Source organism: Pacificoceanicola algae, assembly GCF_049341065.1.
Classification (GTDB): domain Bacteria; phylum Pseudomonadota; class Alphaproteobacteria; order Rhodobacterales; family Rhodobacteraceae; genus Pacificoceanicola.
Genome location: NZ_JBMPIX010000002.1, coordinates 461,810 through 475,977, shown reverse-complemented (window position 1 = coordinate 475,977; position 14,168 = coordinate 461,810). Strand labels below are relative to the sequence as shown.

Annotated in this window: 16 protein-coding genes and 1 tRNA gene; 3 read left to right on the top strand and 14 right to left on the bottom strand. The window is 56.3% G+C overall.

Annotated features, from left to right (window positions below; all coding sequences use genetic code 11):
* Window positions 1–284 precede the first annotated feature (284 nt).
* The 3 genes from ACOYQJ_RS04830 to ACOYQJ_RS04820 are packed head-to-tail and all read right to left on the bottom strand — an operon-like array spanning window position 285 to window position 2,101.
* Entirely contained in the window at window positions 285–1,361 is a 1,077-nt protein-coding gene (locus tag ACOYQJ_RS04830; RefSeq protein WP_422904862.1) for a site-specific integrase, read from the bottom strand.
* The gene (locus ACOYQJ_RS04825) at window positions 1,336–1,842 is read right to left on the bottom strand and encodes a helix-turn-helix domain-containing protein (protein ID WP_422904861.1); all 507 of its coding nucleotides are present in this window, start codon (window positions 1,840–1,842) and stop codon (window positions 1,336–1,338) included. Before ACOYQJ_RS04825 ends, ACOYQJ_RS04830 begins: the two co-directional genes overlap by 26 nt.
* A gap of 10 nt (window positions 1,843–1,852) precedes the next feature.
* On the bottom strand, window positions 1,853–2,101 hold the full coding sequence (locus ACOYQJ_RS04820) for a helix-turn-helix transcriptional regulator (RefSeq protein WP_227446561.1): 249 nt from the start codon (window positions 2,099–2,101) through the stop codon (window positions 1,853–1,855).
* Between the two features lie 125 nt (window positions 2,102–2,226).
* Between ACOYQJ_RS04820 and ACOYQJ_RS04815 the strand changes: the two genes are divergently transcribed.
* Both ACOYQJ_RS04815 and ACOYQJ_RS04810 read left to right on the top strand, forming a co-directional pair.
* Window positions 2,227–2,766 (top strand): hypothetical protein, encoded by a 540-nt coding sequence (locus ACOYQJ_RS04815; protein WP_422904860.1) that lies wholly within the window; start codon window positions 2,227–2,229, stop codon window positions 2,764–2,766.
* Between the two features lie 12 nt (window positions 2,767–2,778).
* Window positions 2,779–3,957, top strand: coding sequence for a tyrosine-type recombinase/integrase (locus tag ACOYQJ_RS04810; RefSeq protein ID WP_422904859.1), 1,179 nt, complete (start codon window positions 2,779–2,781; stop codon window positions 3,955–3,957).
* A 66-nt stretch (window positions 3,958–4,023) separates the two neighbouring features.
* Here ACOYQJ_RS04810 and ACOYQJ_RS04805 read toward each other — a convergent pair.
* A tRNA-Phe gene (locus ACOYQJ_RS04805) sits at window positions 4,024–4,098 on the bottom strand.
* Between the two features lie 148 nt (window positions 4,099–4,246).
* On the opposite strand from ACOYQJ_RS04805, the gene mnmH reads away from it, so the two are divergent.
* Window positions 4,247–5,305, top strand: coding sequence for a tRNA 2-selenouridine(34) synthase MnmH (gene mnmH / locus ACOYQJ_RS04800; RefSeq protein ID WP_422904858.1), 1,059 nt, complete (start codon window positions 4,247–4,249; stop codon window positions 5,303–5,305).
* Here mnmH and selD read toward each other — a convergent pair.
* The 10 genes from selD to ACOYQJ_RS04750 all read right to left on the bottom strand — a co-directional run bounded on the left by selD (window position 5,287) and on the right by ACOYQJ_RS04750 (window position 14,154).
* Window positions 5,287–7,443 carry a selenide, water dikinase SelD gene (selD, locus tag ACOYQJ_RS04795; RefSeq protein ID WP_422904857.1) on the bottom strand — a complete coding sequence of 719 codons (2,157 nt, stop codon included), beginning with the start codon at window positions 7,441–7,443 and terminating at the stop codon, window positions 5,287–5,289. The two genes, mnmH and selD, sit on opposite strands and share 19 nt — an antisense overlap.
* Before the next feature lie 129 nt (window positions 7,444–7,572).
* Window positions 7,573–8,103 (bottom strand): chemotaxis protein CheD, encoded by a 531-nt coding sequence (locus tag ACOYQJ_RS04790; protein ID WP_422904856.1) that lies wholly within the window; start codon window positions 8,101–8,103, stop codon window positions 7,573–7,575.
* On the bottom strand, window positions 8,103–9,170 hold the full coding sequence (locus ACOYQJ_RS04785) for a CheB methylesterase domain-containing protein (protein WP_422904855.1): 1,068 nt from the start codon (window positions 9,168–9,170) through the stop codon (window positions 8,103–8,105). The genes ACOYQJ_RS04790 and ACOYQJ_RS04785 overlap by 1 nt, the downstream gene beginning before the upstream one ends.
* A 96-nt stretch (window positions 9,171–9,266) precedes the next feature.
* A complete protein-coding gene (locus tag ACOYQJ_RS04780; RefSeq protein ID WP_422904854.1) occupies window positions 9,267–9,626 on the bottom strand; it encodes a DUF8776 family protein in 360 nt (119 codons plus the stop codon).
* The gene (locus tag ACOYQJ_RS04775) at window positions 9,623–10,009 is read right to left on the bottom strand and encodes a response regulator (protein ID WP_422904853.1); all 387 of its coding nucleotides are present in this window, start codon (window positions 10,007–10,009) and stop codon (window positions 9,623–9,625) included. Before ACOYQJ_RS04775 ends, ACOYQJ_RS04780 begins: the two co-directional genes overlap by 4 nt.
* 10 nt (window positions 10,010–10,019) lie before the next feature.
* Complete coding sequence (locus tag ACOYQJ_RS04770; RefSeq protein ID WP_422904852.1) at window positions 10,020–10,901, bottom strand: CheR family methyltransferase; 882 nt, start codon at window positions 10,899–10,901, stop codon at window positions 10,020–10,022.
* On the bottom strand, window positions 10,898–11,365 hold the full coding sequence (locus tag ACOYQJ_RS04765; protein ID WP_422904851.1) for a chemotaxis protein CheW: 468 nt from the start codon (window positions 11,363–11,365) through the stop codon (window positions 10,898–10,900). The genes ACOYQJ_RS04770 and ACOYQJ_RS04765 overlap by 4 nt, the downstream gene beginning before the upstream one ends.
* Window positions 11,358–13,499: a chemotaxis protein CheA gene (locus tag ACOYQJ_RS04760; protein WP_422904850.1), complete on the bottom strand. Its 2,142-nt coding sequence runs from the start codon at window positions 13,497–13,499 to the stop codon at window positions 11,358–11,360. The genes ACOYQJ_RS04765 and ACOYQJ_RS04760 overlap by 8 nt, the downstream gene beginning before the upstream one ends.
* Window positions 13,499–13,873, bottom strand: coding sequence for a response regulator (locus ACOYQJ_RS04755; RefSeq protein ID WP_422904849.1), 375 nt, complete (start codon window positions 13,871–13,873; stop codon window positions 13,499–13,501). Before ACOYQJ_RS04755 ends, ACOYQJ_RS04760 begins: the two co-directional genes overlap by 1 nt.
* Entirely contained in the window at window positions 13,870–14,154 is a 285-nt protein-coding gene (locus ACOYQJ_RS04750; protein WP_422904848.1) for an STAS domain-containing protein, read from the bottom strand. The genes ACOYQJ_RS04755 and ACOYQJ_RS04750 overlap by 4 nt, the downstream gene beginning before the upstream one ends.
* Window positions 14,155–14,168 lie beyond the last annotated feature (14 nt).

Genomic DNA, 14,168 nt, shown 5'->3' with positions numbered 1-14,168 from the left:
TGATCTCCCAATGGCCACCATCCGTGCCCGGCGTGCTGTCCCAGAAGCGCACGTAGTCGAGGTCGGAAAACCCGTCAGGATCGGACACGGAACTGACGAGCTGGTCGCCACTGACACTTTGGCCCGGTTGCAGCGATTGGCTCGATGGTCCGGATATAATAGGATTCGCCACTTTTCCTCCAAAAACTAAGACTAAATTCTATTAGCTTCCGCCGCTGATTAGGCCGACTATCAGAACAACCGGCCTAATTGACAACAAATATTTTGGCAGAAGCCGAAGGAATTTAATCTCCGGATACGCCGAGCCGTGCCAGTATCATTTCAATCTTTTCGTCGATGCCTCGCGATTTCCCGGCGTTGCGGATCAGTTCCCGTTGCCTCACCAAAGGTATCTGCCCATAGCTCGACAGGGTCGTTACGACGCTTTCGTGGCCGAGATTCTGGCTGAATGCTTTAAACTCTTCGGGCGTCCGGCAGGTGAGGTACGCGTACTCGACGACGGTGTTCCGTACCTGGTGCGGGGTGAAGTAGGGCAGGCCAGCACCTGTTGATGCTTGCTTGAATATTTGTCGAATGGGCTGGGAATTCGACCACACCTGGCGTTTGATAGCGTCGACGACCGGTCCCTTAAGAGGGTCGATCCGATGCCGCGATTGGGGGAAGAGAGGATCGTTAGGTTGCCACCTGAGTTCGTCGCGCAAATACGCGACCCAGGAAAACAGAACGCCTTCAATCTCAGGTCCAAGCGGCAACAGCACCGACTCAATCAGCTTGCTGTTCTTCGTGCGGACGGTTTTCGGGTCTTGAACGATCAGCTGCCGGTCGATGTCGACGTGGCCTAGCAGCAAGGAGGCGGCTGCATTGTCACGGATGCCGGTCATCATGATAAGGGCAAACACGGCACGATCACGCTTCTCCAGAATGGTCTCCGAAGGCATCGATTCTAATGCGCGCTTCAATTGATCCATGGTCGGTGAGGGCTTCGTCGGTGAAGATGTTGCCGCGCGTATGTCTTTTTCAGATAGGTTGAAGTAGGCGATGGCGTTGGTGTCGATTTTGGACTTGAAGCCCGGCTGTACTGACAGCCACCGGAAGAACCGTTGCACCGCTTTCAAGGTCGATAGGACTGTCGAGTTTCCGAGGCGTTTGTTTTCGTCGTCAGGGGAGGACAGTGCCGCCCTGAAGCCTTTCGCCTGTTCACGGTTGAAGCGCCCAAAGTCGCGGAAGCCGGTGTATTCCTCGAAACGCAGGATCGCTTTTTCGACCCCACGTACGGTGGCTTCGGACTTTTGATCTGCTTCGCGCAGGAACTCAGCGTAATCACGCTTGATCCGTTCATTTACCGCGTTGAATTTGTCCATTTTCGTCTTGCTCCTTTGAGTCACCATCCAAGAGGGGAATGCTGCTCCCCTTTAGGCTTGGGGTCCGCCTCTGGAGTGGCCCGAATGACGCAGTGTATTCTTGTAGTCGTGAAGCGCTCCCTGCGCGGCAGATTTTCCCGCCACATGTGCAGCAAGTCCCAACCAAGCGAACCGTTTTCTCGTTGCAATCGGCAATGCGGACGGAGCCCAGAATTGGCAGGCGGGGTGCTCGGCAAGAAAGGCAGTAAATTTCATCCGGGCCGCACTTCTGCTTCCTGCTTCTGGCGCGGGCGTCGAGGTATCTGCGAAGTTCAGCGCCGTGAATCAGGGTTGGATTCTGGCCATCAATCGTACCCAACCCGTTCTTGAGCCATCGGCGCACAGTGTGAACGTGAACTTCGAGAAGCGCCGCGACTTCAGGTACCGAGTAGGTACGCCTAATACGGACGCGCCTGCGGTCCGGGTTCTTGGTTCCCGGCATCCTCGCGGCCCTAGTCGCTCGCCCGGATTTCCCGACCGCCGGTTCCGGCGAGACGAGGCGCGGCCGCGATCCAAGACTGCAAGTCTTCAAGGAAGTAGAAAGCGCGTCCGCCGAGAAGAACGTACTGCGGTCCTTGGCCCTTCATCGCCCAATCAGCGAGCGTCTTCGGTGAGCAGCCAAGGTAGCGGGCCGCGTTTTTGCGATCCATCCGCCCGTCCGGGTGAATGAAAACCCGCTGGGTGTCGGTGTCGATTTTCATGGTTTGTTTCCTTGCTCAATAGGTAGCTTTGGTCAGTACGTGATCAGAAGAGCAAGACGTGTATTGAAACTCAATACATAATGTGCAAAATGGATCGTGACAGAACGTTTCGACACGAGGACATCATGGCAATCAATGTTCCCAAGGGCTCCGGATCGAAGTTGGGCAGGACCGAGACCGTCTCGATTCGCCTCGATCCGCGCCTGAATTACCTTTGCGAGTTGGCGGCTAGGTCTCAGCGCCGAACTAAGTCGTCATTCATTGAAGCGACATTGGCCGAACACATTCAGACGCAGGTAATCAACAAGTGGCGCAACTCCGATCTTGATGAACCGAATACTTTCGGAGAACGCGCCGATGTACTTTGGCACGTCCGCGAGAGCCAGCGTTTGGTATCACTCGGAATTGTCGCTCCGGAGTTGTTGACCTTCGAAGAGCAACACATATGGGCGCTGATCGAAGAGAATGGGCATTTCTGGCGCGGTCGTTGGCGGGGAAACGATTGGGATTTCAACATCAGTTTGGACAACATCGTAAGAGAGCGGGTTGACCAATATTGGGAGGACCTAGTTGCGGTCGCGATGGGCGAGAAGAAGCCAGACGTCCTTCCCGGTGTTGGTACGCCGCCACCCAGTAGAGACATCGACGACGAGATTCCTTTCTAGAGGTTTATTGAAATGGCTATTCGCTTCTCAAAGCTCACACGACCTGCAATCCGTTCTCTGAAGCCGGGGTCCTCCGTTTCGGAGCATGGCATCACATTTCGTCGCGACGCCAATGGTGACGGCGTCTACTCTGTCAATATCATGGTGGACCGTCGGCGTATTCATCGTGTGATTGGTCGCGAATCTGAAGGCGTGACAAGGCAGCAGGCGGAAGATTTCATCGCTCAAGCCAGAACCGATGCAAGGCGTCAGCGCTTGGAGTTGCCCGAAGGGCGCAAGACACCACTGAGTTTCGAAGAGGCCGCAAACCGCTACGTTCAGAGGCTTCGGGACAGTGACGGGAAAAACATCGACATCAAAGAGCGACAGTTAAGACAGCATTTGGTCCCGTTCCTTGCAGCCAAGCCGTTGAGTGCAATCGAGTCCTTCGACGTTGAACGCTACAAGAAGGCCCGCCGCTCTGCGGACGCAGCAAAGGCAACCGTCAATCGGGAATTGGCCACGCTTTCCCATCTGCTGAACCAAGCAGTCGAGTGGAAGTGGATCAAGAGCAGGTCGGTCAAGATCGCTCGGTTCAAGGAAGACAATCAACGAATAGTGTACCTGACGGATGATCAGTGCGTTTCGTTGCTGGAAGCGGCAGCATCGGATCACAACGAAAACGTCCACGCTTTCGTCATGGTCGGACTGCACACAGGGATGCGTCATGCGGAAATTCTGGCGATCCGCCGAGAAGACATCGATGTCGGCAAGCGAGTGATCTGGGTGCCGCAGGCCAAGGCGGGGTCTCGTGAGCAGCCGATCACGGGCGAACTCGCTGAGTACTTGGAAAGACGAATGGGCATGTTGCCGCCGGGCTGCGAGTGGATTTTCCCCTCTCCGGGAAGCGCCACCGGTCACGTCCATACAATCCGCAAGGCGTTTCGCCGCTCGGTTGAACGCGCGGGGCTTGATCCCGACCAGATCACCCCACACACGCTTCGCCACACTGCGGTGACGCATCTGGTTCAGGCAGGCGTCGATCTGCCCACAGTCCAGCGCATTTCGGGTCACAAAACGTTGTCCATGGTTGCGCGCTACGCGCATCAAAGCGGGTCCCACATCGAAGCGGCAATGGATCGGTTGGAGGGGCGGGTCAGCGGAGTTCAGCAAGACTACATCCGCAGGTTCTCGCCGAAAAGTTCGGCCTGATTACACACGAATTACACGTGCACTTGAGTGCACTGCTTGCGGGACTTGCTAAGTTATTGATTTTTATGGTGCCCGGGGGCGGAATCGAACCACCGACACGAGGATTTTCAATCCACTGCTCTACCCCTGAGCTACCCGGGCACGGAGAAGGGCGACGCCCTTCGGGTGCAGGCGGTCTAGCCGAGGTGAAAAGCGGTGTCCAGTGTCTTTTTCAGGGTTTTTTCAAGCAAATGATATTCCCTGCATGTGCCCCTTTCGAAACCCGCAGACACAGGGTAGACCGAGCGACATGGCTCTTTCCTTTGAAACACTTGGCGATTTATTGAACCACGGCTTTGACACGTTGATCGACGTGCGCAGTCCTGCGGAATTCGCCGAGGATCATGTTCCCGGCGCGATCAATCTACCGGTGCTGGACAACGAAGAACGGGCCCGTGTGGGCACTATGTACAAGCAGGTTTCGCCATTTAGAGCGCGCAAGATTGGCGCGGCCCTGGTTTTTCGGAATTCGGCAGCGCATATCGAAGGGCCGTTGGCCCATCACGAAGGCAGCTGGCGGCCGTTGGTATATTGCTGGCGCGGCGGCCAGCGTTCCGGCTCGTTCGCGTGGATGCTGGGTGAAATCGGGTGGCGCGCGGAAAGCATTCAAGGCGGGTACAAAAGATACCGGACGCTGGTCAATACAGCCCTGTATCAAGAGCCACTGCCTTTTAAGCTGATCCAACTGGGCGGATACACTGGCACAGCCAAGACTGCGCTTTTGCCGTTGCTGCAAGATCAGGGCGTTCAGGTTTTGGATCTTGAAGGGCTCGCTCGGCATCGCGGCTCGCTTTTGGGCGACATGCCGGGCGGGCAGCCCAGCCAAAAAGCGTTCGAGACGGAGCTTGCCCAGCAGCTAAATGCGCTGGACCCGACCAGACCGGTTGTCGTCGAGGCAGAAAGCAGCAAGATCGGTGATATAAACCTGCCGCCCAGCCTGTGGGAGGCCATGAAGGCCGCACCTTGGATCGAAGTGGCAGCGCCGGTCGCCGCCCGAGCACGCTATTTGGCGCAGGCCTATGCGGATATCCTTGCGGACGAGCAGAGACTGCGCGCCAAGCTGGAGCCGCTGCGCTATCATCGCGGTCATGCCTTGGTGGATCACTGGGGCGGTTTGATTGCGGCAGGGGACAAGCTGGCGCTCTGCGCCTCGCTGGCCTCGGATCATTATGATCCGGCTTATGAGCGGTCTATGCGGGCCGTTGCACCAACGGTGTCAGAGCGTCTCGAAACGCAGGACTTGGGGGCCGAGGCGCTTTCAGAACTGGCCGGAAAAATCGCTAAGGCGGTTCAGCGGATTGATATCTGACCCGGGATATCGGTGATTTCCCCGATGACCGCCGCTTTGTATCCCGCGGTTTCCAGCGCCTTGATGGCCGCGTCAATACCTTCTCCCAGAGATGCCAACAAACCGCCCGCGGTTTGTGGGTCGAACAGAAGGTCGCACCTTGGGCTTTGCTCAAGGAAGGGCAGGGCGGCTTTGTTCTCGGGGTAGAGAGTTGATTTGACGCCCTTTTCAGACAGTTCCAGTGCACCGTCCATCACGGGAACGGCGTCCAGATCCAAGGTTGCGCCCACATTCGACGCTTCGCAAATGTTCAGCAAATGACCCGCAAGGCCGAATCCTGTGACGTCGGTCATGGAGGAGGCTGCGCTCAGAATTTGCGACGCCTTTGCCTGCGATTGCACCATCAAGTCATAGGCCGCCGCGACCCAATTGCCCTTGGCTTGTCCCTCCATCTCGGCGGCCATCAGAACGCCGGAACCAATGGGTTTGGTAAGGATTAACCGGTCTCCGGGTTTGGCACCGGCAAGGGTGATCGGATCCTTGTCGCACAGGCCCGTTACGGTGAATCCGATGGTGAGTTCCGTGCCCTGAGAAGTATGGCCGCCGACAATGGCCGCGCCCGCGTCTTGCATGATGATCTGTGCGGCTTGCATGATTTCTGACAGGCTGCGCTGCGCCAAAGTTGGGGACATGCGCGGAATGATAATGCTGGCTGTTGCGGCCTGTGGTGCTGCTCCCATGGCCCAGATATCGCCAAGCGCGTGGATCGCCGCGATGCGTGTCATCAGAACCGGATCGGGCATCAGGGCGCGCAGATGATCGGTGCTGATCACTTGCCGTGCGCCGCCCGTCAGCAGCATCGCGGCGTCATCTCCCTTTATGCTGACGACATCGTCGCGCCCAGAGTGGGGCAGGGTCGCCAATGCTGCACTCAATGCGCCGCGCCCGACTTTTGACCCGCAGCCGCCGCACATGGGTTTGGGGCCAAGGGCTTCGACCATCCCGGACGCGTGCTTTGCGGGAAGGGCAGCCGACTTCATCTGCGGGAGCGTCCGGAATTTGTCCATGAATTTCTGGTCAATACGGTCCTTCCAACGCCACATGAAAGGACCCGAGAGCGTAACGCCAAACCGGTCTGCGAGGGCCGATTTTTGACCCAGAGAGATCAGTTTGAGATAGTCTGTTTGTGGATGATACGCGCGCAAATTGCGCCCGCCGGACAGGCAGGTTTGGAGATTGTCGAACAGAACAGGTGCCTGACGAACGGCAAAAACTCCGGCTTTCGGACGCGGAGAGGCTTCCAGATGGGCGCAATCCCCGACGGCAAAAACCGACGGGTCAGAGCTTTGCAAATACTCGTTGACGCGAATGAAGCCGTTTTCTAAGTCCAGTCCGCTGTTTTGCAGCCATCCATGCGGTCGGGCACCGGCGGCGCCGGTAATGAAATCCGCTTCGATCTTATCTCCATTACCGAGATCAAGCCCCTCAGCCGTGACGCGCGCAATGTCAGTGTGTTCGAGAATGGTCACGCCTGCTTCTTCAAGCGCGCTGCGCAATCTGGACGCCGCAGGGGCGCGCAGCGCAGACAGGGCCTTTTGTTGTTCCACCAGCCAGATCTTAGCGGACCGCCCGTCAAAATGCATGGCGTGGGCGAGGGCCATGGAGATTTCCGCACCTGCCACGCCACCACCGATGACCGCAATCGAAGCTGGGCCAGTCGTGTTTCGAAAAGCTGCCCACCGGGAGGCGAAAACGCCCAGCGGCTTCGCGGGCACTGCGTGTTCCTGAAAACCGGGAAGATCGGGCATGCGGCTGGTGATGCCAATGTCGATGGACGCGATGTCAAAGCCGATTGGCGGGCGTCCGGCAACGATGATCTCGCGTTTTTGCAAGTTGATGTGGTGTGCCAAGCCCAGAATGACGCGGGCATCCGCGAACCTTGCCAGCTGAATTAAGTCGATATCCAGCGCGTCCCGAGAGTAATGGCCTGCCAGATGTCCGGGCAGCATTCCCGAATAGGGCGCAGTTGGACCCGGATTGATGACGGTCACACGGACGCCGGGTAGGGGCGTCATACCCCATTTGCGCAGAACAAGAGCGTGCGTGTGTCCGCCTCCGACAAGGACCAGATCGCGGGTATAGGGCAAACTGCTTTGCATGACGTTTTTCTCCTGTAACCTCGACGATTGCCGCCGAAGTTGCAGGTTAGAACTGCCACAGTCTCACATGGATTGTCGCCGGTCTGTCATGTCGCATGACAGTTTCGTGTTCCGGAAGTTGCCCGGACCTTAAAACAGAAGAATGTCGTCTGCCTTCTTGACGGGTGGCGCGACCCTTTGGATCGGGGCGACCTGTTCGATATTCCCCGGAACAATCAATTGCCGCACCAATCCCGTCGACGGCCAGAAACGGATCCGGCGCGCGGATGTGCCGCCGACGCTTTCTGCAAGGCAAGGAATGCCTTCGTCCTGCAGGAATTTGTGGGCAAAGGCTGCATTCGATTCCCCGATATTGCGCAAATTGCCCATCATCTTCGCGCCGCCGAAAATCTTCGCCTCCAGACGATGCCGTTCCGCGCCGATTTTCAACAACCCGTTGATAAGAAGTTCCATTGCATTGGCACCATAGCGCACGTTTCCGGCGTCGCTGCGGCCGCCTTCGGGTAGCAGGAAGTGGTTCATGCCGCCTGCTTTGAGTTTGGGGTCGCATAGACAAACGGCAATGCAAGACCCCAAGACCGTTGTCAAAACGACTTCAGGATCAGCGGAAATGACATAGTCGCCCTGGATGACATTGATCAGGTTTTCCTGTGATTGCATTACAGATGAACCTCATTTCTGGCTCTGGCCGGGGCCATCAAAGTGGGACCGATGCGGTTTAAAGGTAAACTCACCTCAGCTCCGCCCAATTCGACAGCTGCGCGGGGCATCCCGTAGACGACCGAAGTCGCCTCGTCCTGAGCAATCGTACGGGCGCCGGCATTGCGCAGTTCCTTCAGGCCTTCTGCACCATCACGCCCCATGCCTGTCAGAATGGCTGCGGTGACCTTTCCGGCCAGCGGAACTGCAGAGCGAAAGAGCATATCTACCGAAGGCAAGTGCCCCGAGACGGCTGAGCCTTCTTGCACGTTGGCGAAGGGGGGGCGACCGTTTTCCAGCACCAAATGCGCACGTGTCCCGGCACCAATAATGACCTCGCCGCGCTTCAGTTCATGTTTGCCGCTGGCAAGCGTCACCTTTGGTGCACATTGTCTGTTCAGCAGGCTTGCCAGGCTGTCTCCAAAACCGGTGCCGGTGTGCTGTACGATCAACGTCGGTGGGCAATCAACAGGGAAAGCCGACAGAACGGAGATCAAGGCATCCACGCCGCCTGTGCTTGAACCAATAAGGATAAACCTGTCAGGGGTGCTTAGTGCTGGTCTTTGCTGGGGGGCGCTTGCTGGAAACGGAATCGACTTGGCGGGTTTGATTTCAGGTGCTTGGACCGAAGGCTGCGGCCTGGAGACTGTTCGGGTCAAACTGCGCAACTGATCTGCAATTATTTGTGGGGGCGATGATGCGGGGACTGAAAACAAATCCGACCCTTGCGGACTACCTGCAGCAACTGGGCGGCGTAGCGCGTCGATCTGGCCGTGATCTGTGACCACCAGCCAACGCACATCCAAAGCAGAGAATAATCCTCGCATCACTTCAAATTCCGGAAGCGCGGCCAGACCACTGGATATCAAAACAGCTTTTGGAAGACAGGATTCAACTTCGTTGTAAGTGTTCATCAGATCTGCAGTGCAGGCGATCACTCTGAAATCTGGAAGGCTGTCGACAAGGGCGGCCAGCCTGTTACGCTGTGCCGGCTCCGAAATCGCTACAATTGTTGACTTAACTGTCACGAAGCTTCCCCTTGATGGGCCTTGAGAGTTGATGCCTCAGCTGCGCGGCTAGCCGCGTATCAAAACTGAATTGACGGGCCTGAATTCAATAACCTGTCAAAACAGTTCGGCGTGAATTGGCCGCGCAGGGGTTTCGTCGAACCCCCTTAGGCGCGCGGCCATATCTCTGAGCGGAACCGCAGACAATGCATCGTCGACGCAGACAGTTCCGTCCGTAGACGCAGTCACGGACAGTTGTTCCAAGTAGGCAGAAAGTGCCGCAATGGATTGGCGAAGAAAGTCGATGTCTTGCAGTGTTCCGATGGAATGTGCATCCAGTTTCACGGCTGGATTTTGGTAGAGTACCTCCAATGTGTCTTCAAGCCTTTCGACTCTGTCCTGCAGGCCACGCAGTTCGGCAGCAACGCGGGCGTTGACAACTGCAAGTGGCTGCGGTTCGCGGTTGGACAGTGTCATAGGCGGCCCACGACACTTTCAATGCATTGCTTCATGGATGCGGAGGTGAACGGCTTCTTGATCATGTTGTTCAAGCCCAGGCGTTTCGCCTCATTTACAATTTCCGGTGTCGGTCGACCGGTTACAAGAATGAAGCCCATCTTTTGCGTCGCAGGAGAGGTGCGTACGGCCTTAAGTAGGCCCAAACCGTCAAGTCCCGGCATATTGAAATCGGACAACACGAGGTGGACCGGGGTTGAGGACAGCCGATCGAGAGCACGGCTTCCATCGTTTTCGGTAATGTAGTTCTTGATGCCTATGTCGTCGAGCGCCTGGGTGATCAGGCCACGGCTGGTCGCCATATCGTCGACCACCATAATTCTAAGGGATTCTTTCAAACCCATTTTGCTCTCCTTATCGAGGTTGCGCGGCGCTTGGGGTCGCAGTTTTCTGGTAACTTGTGATGCCGACGCCTTTTAGAAGGTCGGAGGCGGGGCCGGTTACGCGTTCAGAATGTCCGATAAACAGATACCCGCCAGGCACGAGCAGATCGCAAAATCTTTGCCATAGCTTTTGTTGGGTTTCCTGATCGAAATAGATTGCCACGTTCCGGCAAAAGATCGCATCGAAAGGGCCTTGAAACGGCCACGGTGCGATTAAGTTCAATTCGGCGAAAGTGATCAGCCGGGCCAAGTCATTCGACATGGCAATCTCAGATCTTCCATCACTTTCCAAGGTCACCCATTTTTTCCGGTATGACTCGGGGATTGAAGCGGCGTCTTCTGCCGGATAACGCCCTGCTTTGGCCTTGGCGATGATTTGCGGGTCAATGTCCGTGGCCAGGATCTTGATGTTTTGGCGATGCGCTTCTGGGATGGTGTCCAGAACTGACATGGCAATGCAGTATGGCTCTTGCCCTGACGAACATCCCGCCGACCAGATGCGCACCCGTTTGCCGTTGCGTGAACGCTCGGCGCAAGCAGGCAAGCAGTTGTTGCGGAGCATTTGGAAGTGATGGTCTTCCCGAAAGAAACTGGTCACATTGGTGGTCAGAGCGGAAATCAGCTCAAGGCGTTCTGAACTTTCCTCCCGTTTGTCCAACAGTTGCAAGTACTCCGGAAACCCCGTTATGTGGCGCGCTTTCAATCGCCGCGAAAGCCGCGAATAGACAAGGGGTTTCTTGCTTGGAGCAAGGCTGAGACCGAATTCGCGGCGTGCCAAGGCGGCGAGCGCCTGAAAGTCACTGTCGCTAAACGGTACGTCCTGAGCTCCGAGGGTGCTTGACACCTGCGTCATCCGGGCACGCCTTTTCCGGCTTCCAGAACAGCATCGAGATTCACAACGCGAACCATGGATTCATCGACCGAAATCATGCCAAGGATGCTATGCTTTGTTGCATCTGATTTGATATCCGGGGTCTCTTGGATGGCGCTTTTCTCGACAGACAGGATTTCAGAAACGGATTCGACCAAAAGGCCGATTGTGGTGCCTTCGACAGCGGCCACGATGACGACGTTTCGCTCATTTGCAGGCGTTGCACCCAGACCGAACCGAGCGGCGAGGTCAAAAATGGGGATTACCGCCCCGCGCAAGTTCATAACCCCCAAGACATCCGCTGGCGTGTGAGGAAGCGCGGTGACTGGTGTCCATCGCCGAATTTCACGGATCTGAGTGATTTCGAGACAAAAGCTCTGCCCCCCAGCCGAGAAGGTGATGAATTCGAACTGCGAGTCGTTGCGGACTTCAGCGGTTTCAGCCATGACGAAGCTCCATTCTGGTCTGCTGTGCTAGGGAATCCGTGCCTGTTATGTGGCCAAGGCGGATCAATTCTTCCGGGTCGAGGATCAGGGCGATTTTTCCATCCCCAAGGATGGTGGCGGCCGAAACGCCTGGGATCGCAGTGTAGTTGCTTTCTAGGCTTTTGATGACGACTTGTCGCTGATCGTGGATCGACGAAACACGAAGTGCAGTCAGGCCATTTGCCTCGGTCGAAACCAACAAAAGAATGCCTGTCTGCGCGTGCTCGGGTTTGTCAGCCAATCCAAGAGATTGCGCTACATCCACTATAGGCACGTAGGAGCCGCGAACGCTGACCACTTCGCTGTCTGTGCCGATGATATGAATGTCGCGTGTGCTCGGGCGGATTGTCTCGAGGATCGAAGCAATCGGAATGACCATCGTTTGGTCGGAAACCGAGATAACAAAGCCATCCATTACGGCAAGTGTCAAAGGCAGGACGATCGTAAATGTCGTTCCTTTTCCCGGGGTCGAACTGATGGACACCCGGCCACCGAGCGCTTGTACTGCATTCTTGACAACGTCCATTCCCACGCCGCGTCCGGACAGGTTCGATACCTGACCAGCCGTCGAAAAGCCGGGAAGAAACAGCAAGTTATCAATTTCCGGTTCCGACAATTCAGCGTCCGGGGCGACCAATTCTTTTTCTATAGCCTTGGCCAGGATTCGTTCGCGGTTCAAACCCGCGCCGTCATCAGCGATTTCGATAAACACGCTGCCCGACCGATGTGAGGCCGACAATCTGATTGTTCCGATTGTATCTTTGCCTGCGGCCTCGCGATCTTCCGGGCTTTCCAATCCGTGGTCGACCGCGTTGCGCACCATATGCGTCAGTGGATCAGCCAAACGCTCGATCACTGTTTTGTCAACTTCGGTCGAGTCCCCGACAGTGACCAATTTGGCTTTCTTGCCGGTGGCATCAGAAGCTTCGCGAACGATCCGAGACATGCGCTGGAAAAGCGGCTTGACCGGTTGGGCTCGAATAGCCATTACGCCTTCTTGTATGTCGCGAGCCAAGAGCTTGTAGGCTTCAAGTTCGTTCGTCAAATGCGCTACGGTTGGCAGGTCAAGCTCTTCAATCCGTTGCGATATCATCGCCTGGTTGATAATCAGCTCGCCTACCGTGTTGATCAGGCGATCAACGCGGTCCAGATCTACGCGCAAAGTTGGCTTGGGGCCGCGAGACTCCTTCGACTGCGCTGCAGCCGACTGGGCAGGTTTGCTAGGCTCGACTGCTTGGGCCGAAGGCGCGGCCTCAGGCTTTTTTGGTTCAATGTCCACAGGATCAATAGCCGGTTCAGGCGCCGAAAACGGTATAGCCAAGGCTTGCTCGGCGGCTACGGCACCTTCTTCTACGGAAATTCCCAGATCGCACAGGCCTTCCACGAATTCGAAAACTTCGTGAAGAGATGTCTCCGGTTCGTTCGTCGCCAGTTCAAGCTCCCATGACAGAACTGAGTCAGAGGGGTCGAAAGCATCGAATTCAGGGAGGCCGCCGAGGTCGACAGTCGCTTTGAATTGCCCCAACTCTGCCAAGGCATCAAAAATGAGAAGAGGTTCGTGCCCATTCTCGTAAAGGCTCTTTTGCGGCTTGAAGTGTATCTTGAATAGCTTTTGGCCGGAAACTTCGGTGGTCGGAATATCAAGCTCGATTGCTGGCGGGTCGCCAATGTCCAATGACATTGCTTCAAAACTGAATTCTTCTTCGACCGTTTCGGGACCGAGGTAGTCTTCCAATTCCTTGATCAAGCCGGTTTCATTCGAGGCGTCAAGATCGGTGTCGTCGCGCGCTGAAGCAACCAGATCGGACAACATGTCGCCTGATCGATGAAACAGGCTGATCAGTTTTTCGTCTACCTCGAGCTCGCGATCACGCACTTTGTCCATCACGGTTTCAAACGTGTGCGCGAAATTGACAAGACGGTCCAATTTGAAAGCCCCGGCGCCGCCCTTGATCGAGTGCACCGAGCGGAAGACGGCGTTGACAACATCCATGTCGTCGGGCGCCTCTTCCATTTGAGAGAGACCTTCTACCAGTGCTTCGAGGAGCTCTTCGCATTCCTCAAAAAAGGTGTCGCGGATCGAATTCCCAGACATCAGCTTACATGCCCCGTCAATCTCTTGAGAACGGAAACCAAAGAGGCATCGTCGAAGGGTTTGACAATCCATCCGGTTGCACCGGAATTGCGAGCCCGTGACTTCAGCTCGTCCGAACTTTCCGTGGTGAGAACCAGAATTGGTACGTTGGTCTTGTTCGGACCGCTGCGAAGCGTGTCGATAACGCCAAAACCGTCCATTCTTGGCATATTGATGTCGGTAATCACGACGTCAGGATCAACGTCGGGAAAGACTTCGACCCCTTCCTGCCCATCTTCGGCGGAATGAAACTCAAATCCTGCCCCTTCCAGAGACACCCGCAGAAGATTGCGGATGGTGCGTGAATCATCGATGGCAAGCACCTTCGTTGTCATTGCGGCATCTCCTTGTCGAAGTGATTGGGCCCAAGCCCAAGTCGTTCCAGGCCTTCACGGAAGGCCGGTGTCATGTCGGTCACCTGAAAAAGCAGCCCGTCAGCGCACCATTGTTTTTCAGCCACCAGAAGCAGTTGGAGCCGATGCGCGTCCAGTCGTTGGACATCGCGGGCCGAGATCGTCACAGGGGCTTTGCGGGCGTTCAGCAGGAAAGGAACCAGAGGATCCTCACCCGAACGTGCCCGGGAGGCCCCCAGAGCGTGAAAGTTAATGTCTTGCATCGTGAAACCGTTCC

Coding starts and splice junctions, on each gene's coding strand:
- mnmH (WP_422904858.1), top strand. CDS start 4,247: ATGGCTCTTTCCTTTGAAACACTTGGCGATTTATTGAACCACGGCTTT.
- ACOYQJ_RS04775 (WP_422904853.1), bottom strand. CDS start 10,009: ATGGGTTTGAAAGAATCCCTTAGAATTATGGTGGTCGACGATATGGCG.
- ACOYQJ_RS04825 (WP_422904861.1), bottom strand. CDS start 1,842: ATGCCGGGAACCAAGAACCCGGACCGCAGGCGCGTCCGTATTAGGCGT.
- ACOYQJ_RS04780 (WP_422904854.1), bottom strand. CDS start 9,626: ATGACACTGTCCAACCGCGAACCGCAGCCACTTGCAGTTGTCAACGCC.
- ACOYQJ_RS04765 (WP_422904851.1), bottom strand. CDS start 11,365: ATGGCTGAAACCGCTGAAGTCCGCAACGACTCGCAGTTCGAATTCATC.
- ACOYQJ_RS04750 (WP_422904848.1), bottom strand. CDS start 14,154: ATGCAAGACATTAACTTTCACGCTCTGGGGGCCTCCCGGGCACGTTCG.
- ACOYQJ_RS04820 (WP_227446561.1), bottom strand. CDS start 2,101: ATGAAAATCGACACCGACACCCAGCGGGTTTTCATTCACCCGGACGGG.
- selD (WP_422904857.1), bottom strand. CDS start 7,443: ATGCAAAGCAGTTTGCCCTATACCCGCGATCTGGTCCTTGTCGGAGGC.
- ACOYQJ_RS04810 (WP_422904859.1), top strand. CDS start 2,779: ATGGCTATTCGCTTCTCAAAGCTCACACGACCTGCAATCCGTTCTCTG.
- ACOYQJ_RS04755 (WP_422904849.1), bottom strand. CDS start 13,873: ATGACAACGAAGGTGCTTGCCATCGATGATTCACGCACCATCCGCAAT.
- ACOYQJ_RS04760 (WP_422904850.1), bottom strand. CDS start 13,499: ATGTCTGGGAATTCGATCCGCGACACCTTTTTTGAGGAATGCGAAGAG.
- ACOYQJ_RS04830 (WP_422904862.1), bottom strand. CDS start 1,361: ATGGACAAATTCAACGCGGTAAATGAACGGATCAAGCGTGATTACGCT.
- ACOYQJ_RS04815 (WP_422904860.1), top strand. CDS start 2,227: ATGGCAATCAATGTTCCCAAGGGCTCCGGATCGAAGTTGGGCAGGACC.
- ACOYQJ_RS04770 (WP_422904852.1), bottom strand. CDS start 10,901: ATGACGCAGGTGTCAAGCACCCTCGGAGCTCAGGACGTACCGTTTAGC.
- ACOYQJ_RS04790 (WP_422904856.1), bottom strand. CDS start 8,103: ATGCAATCACAGGAAAACCTGATCAATGTCATCCAGGGCGACTATGTC.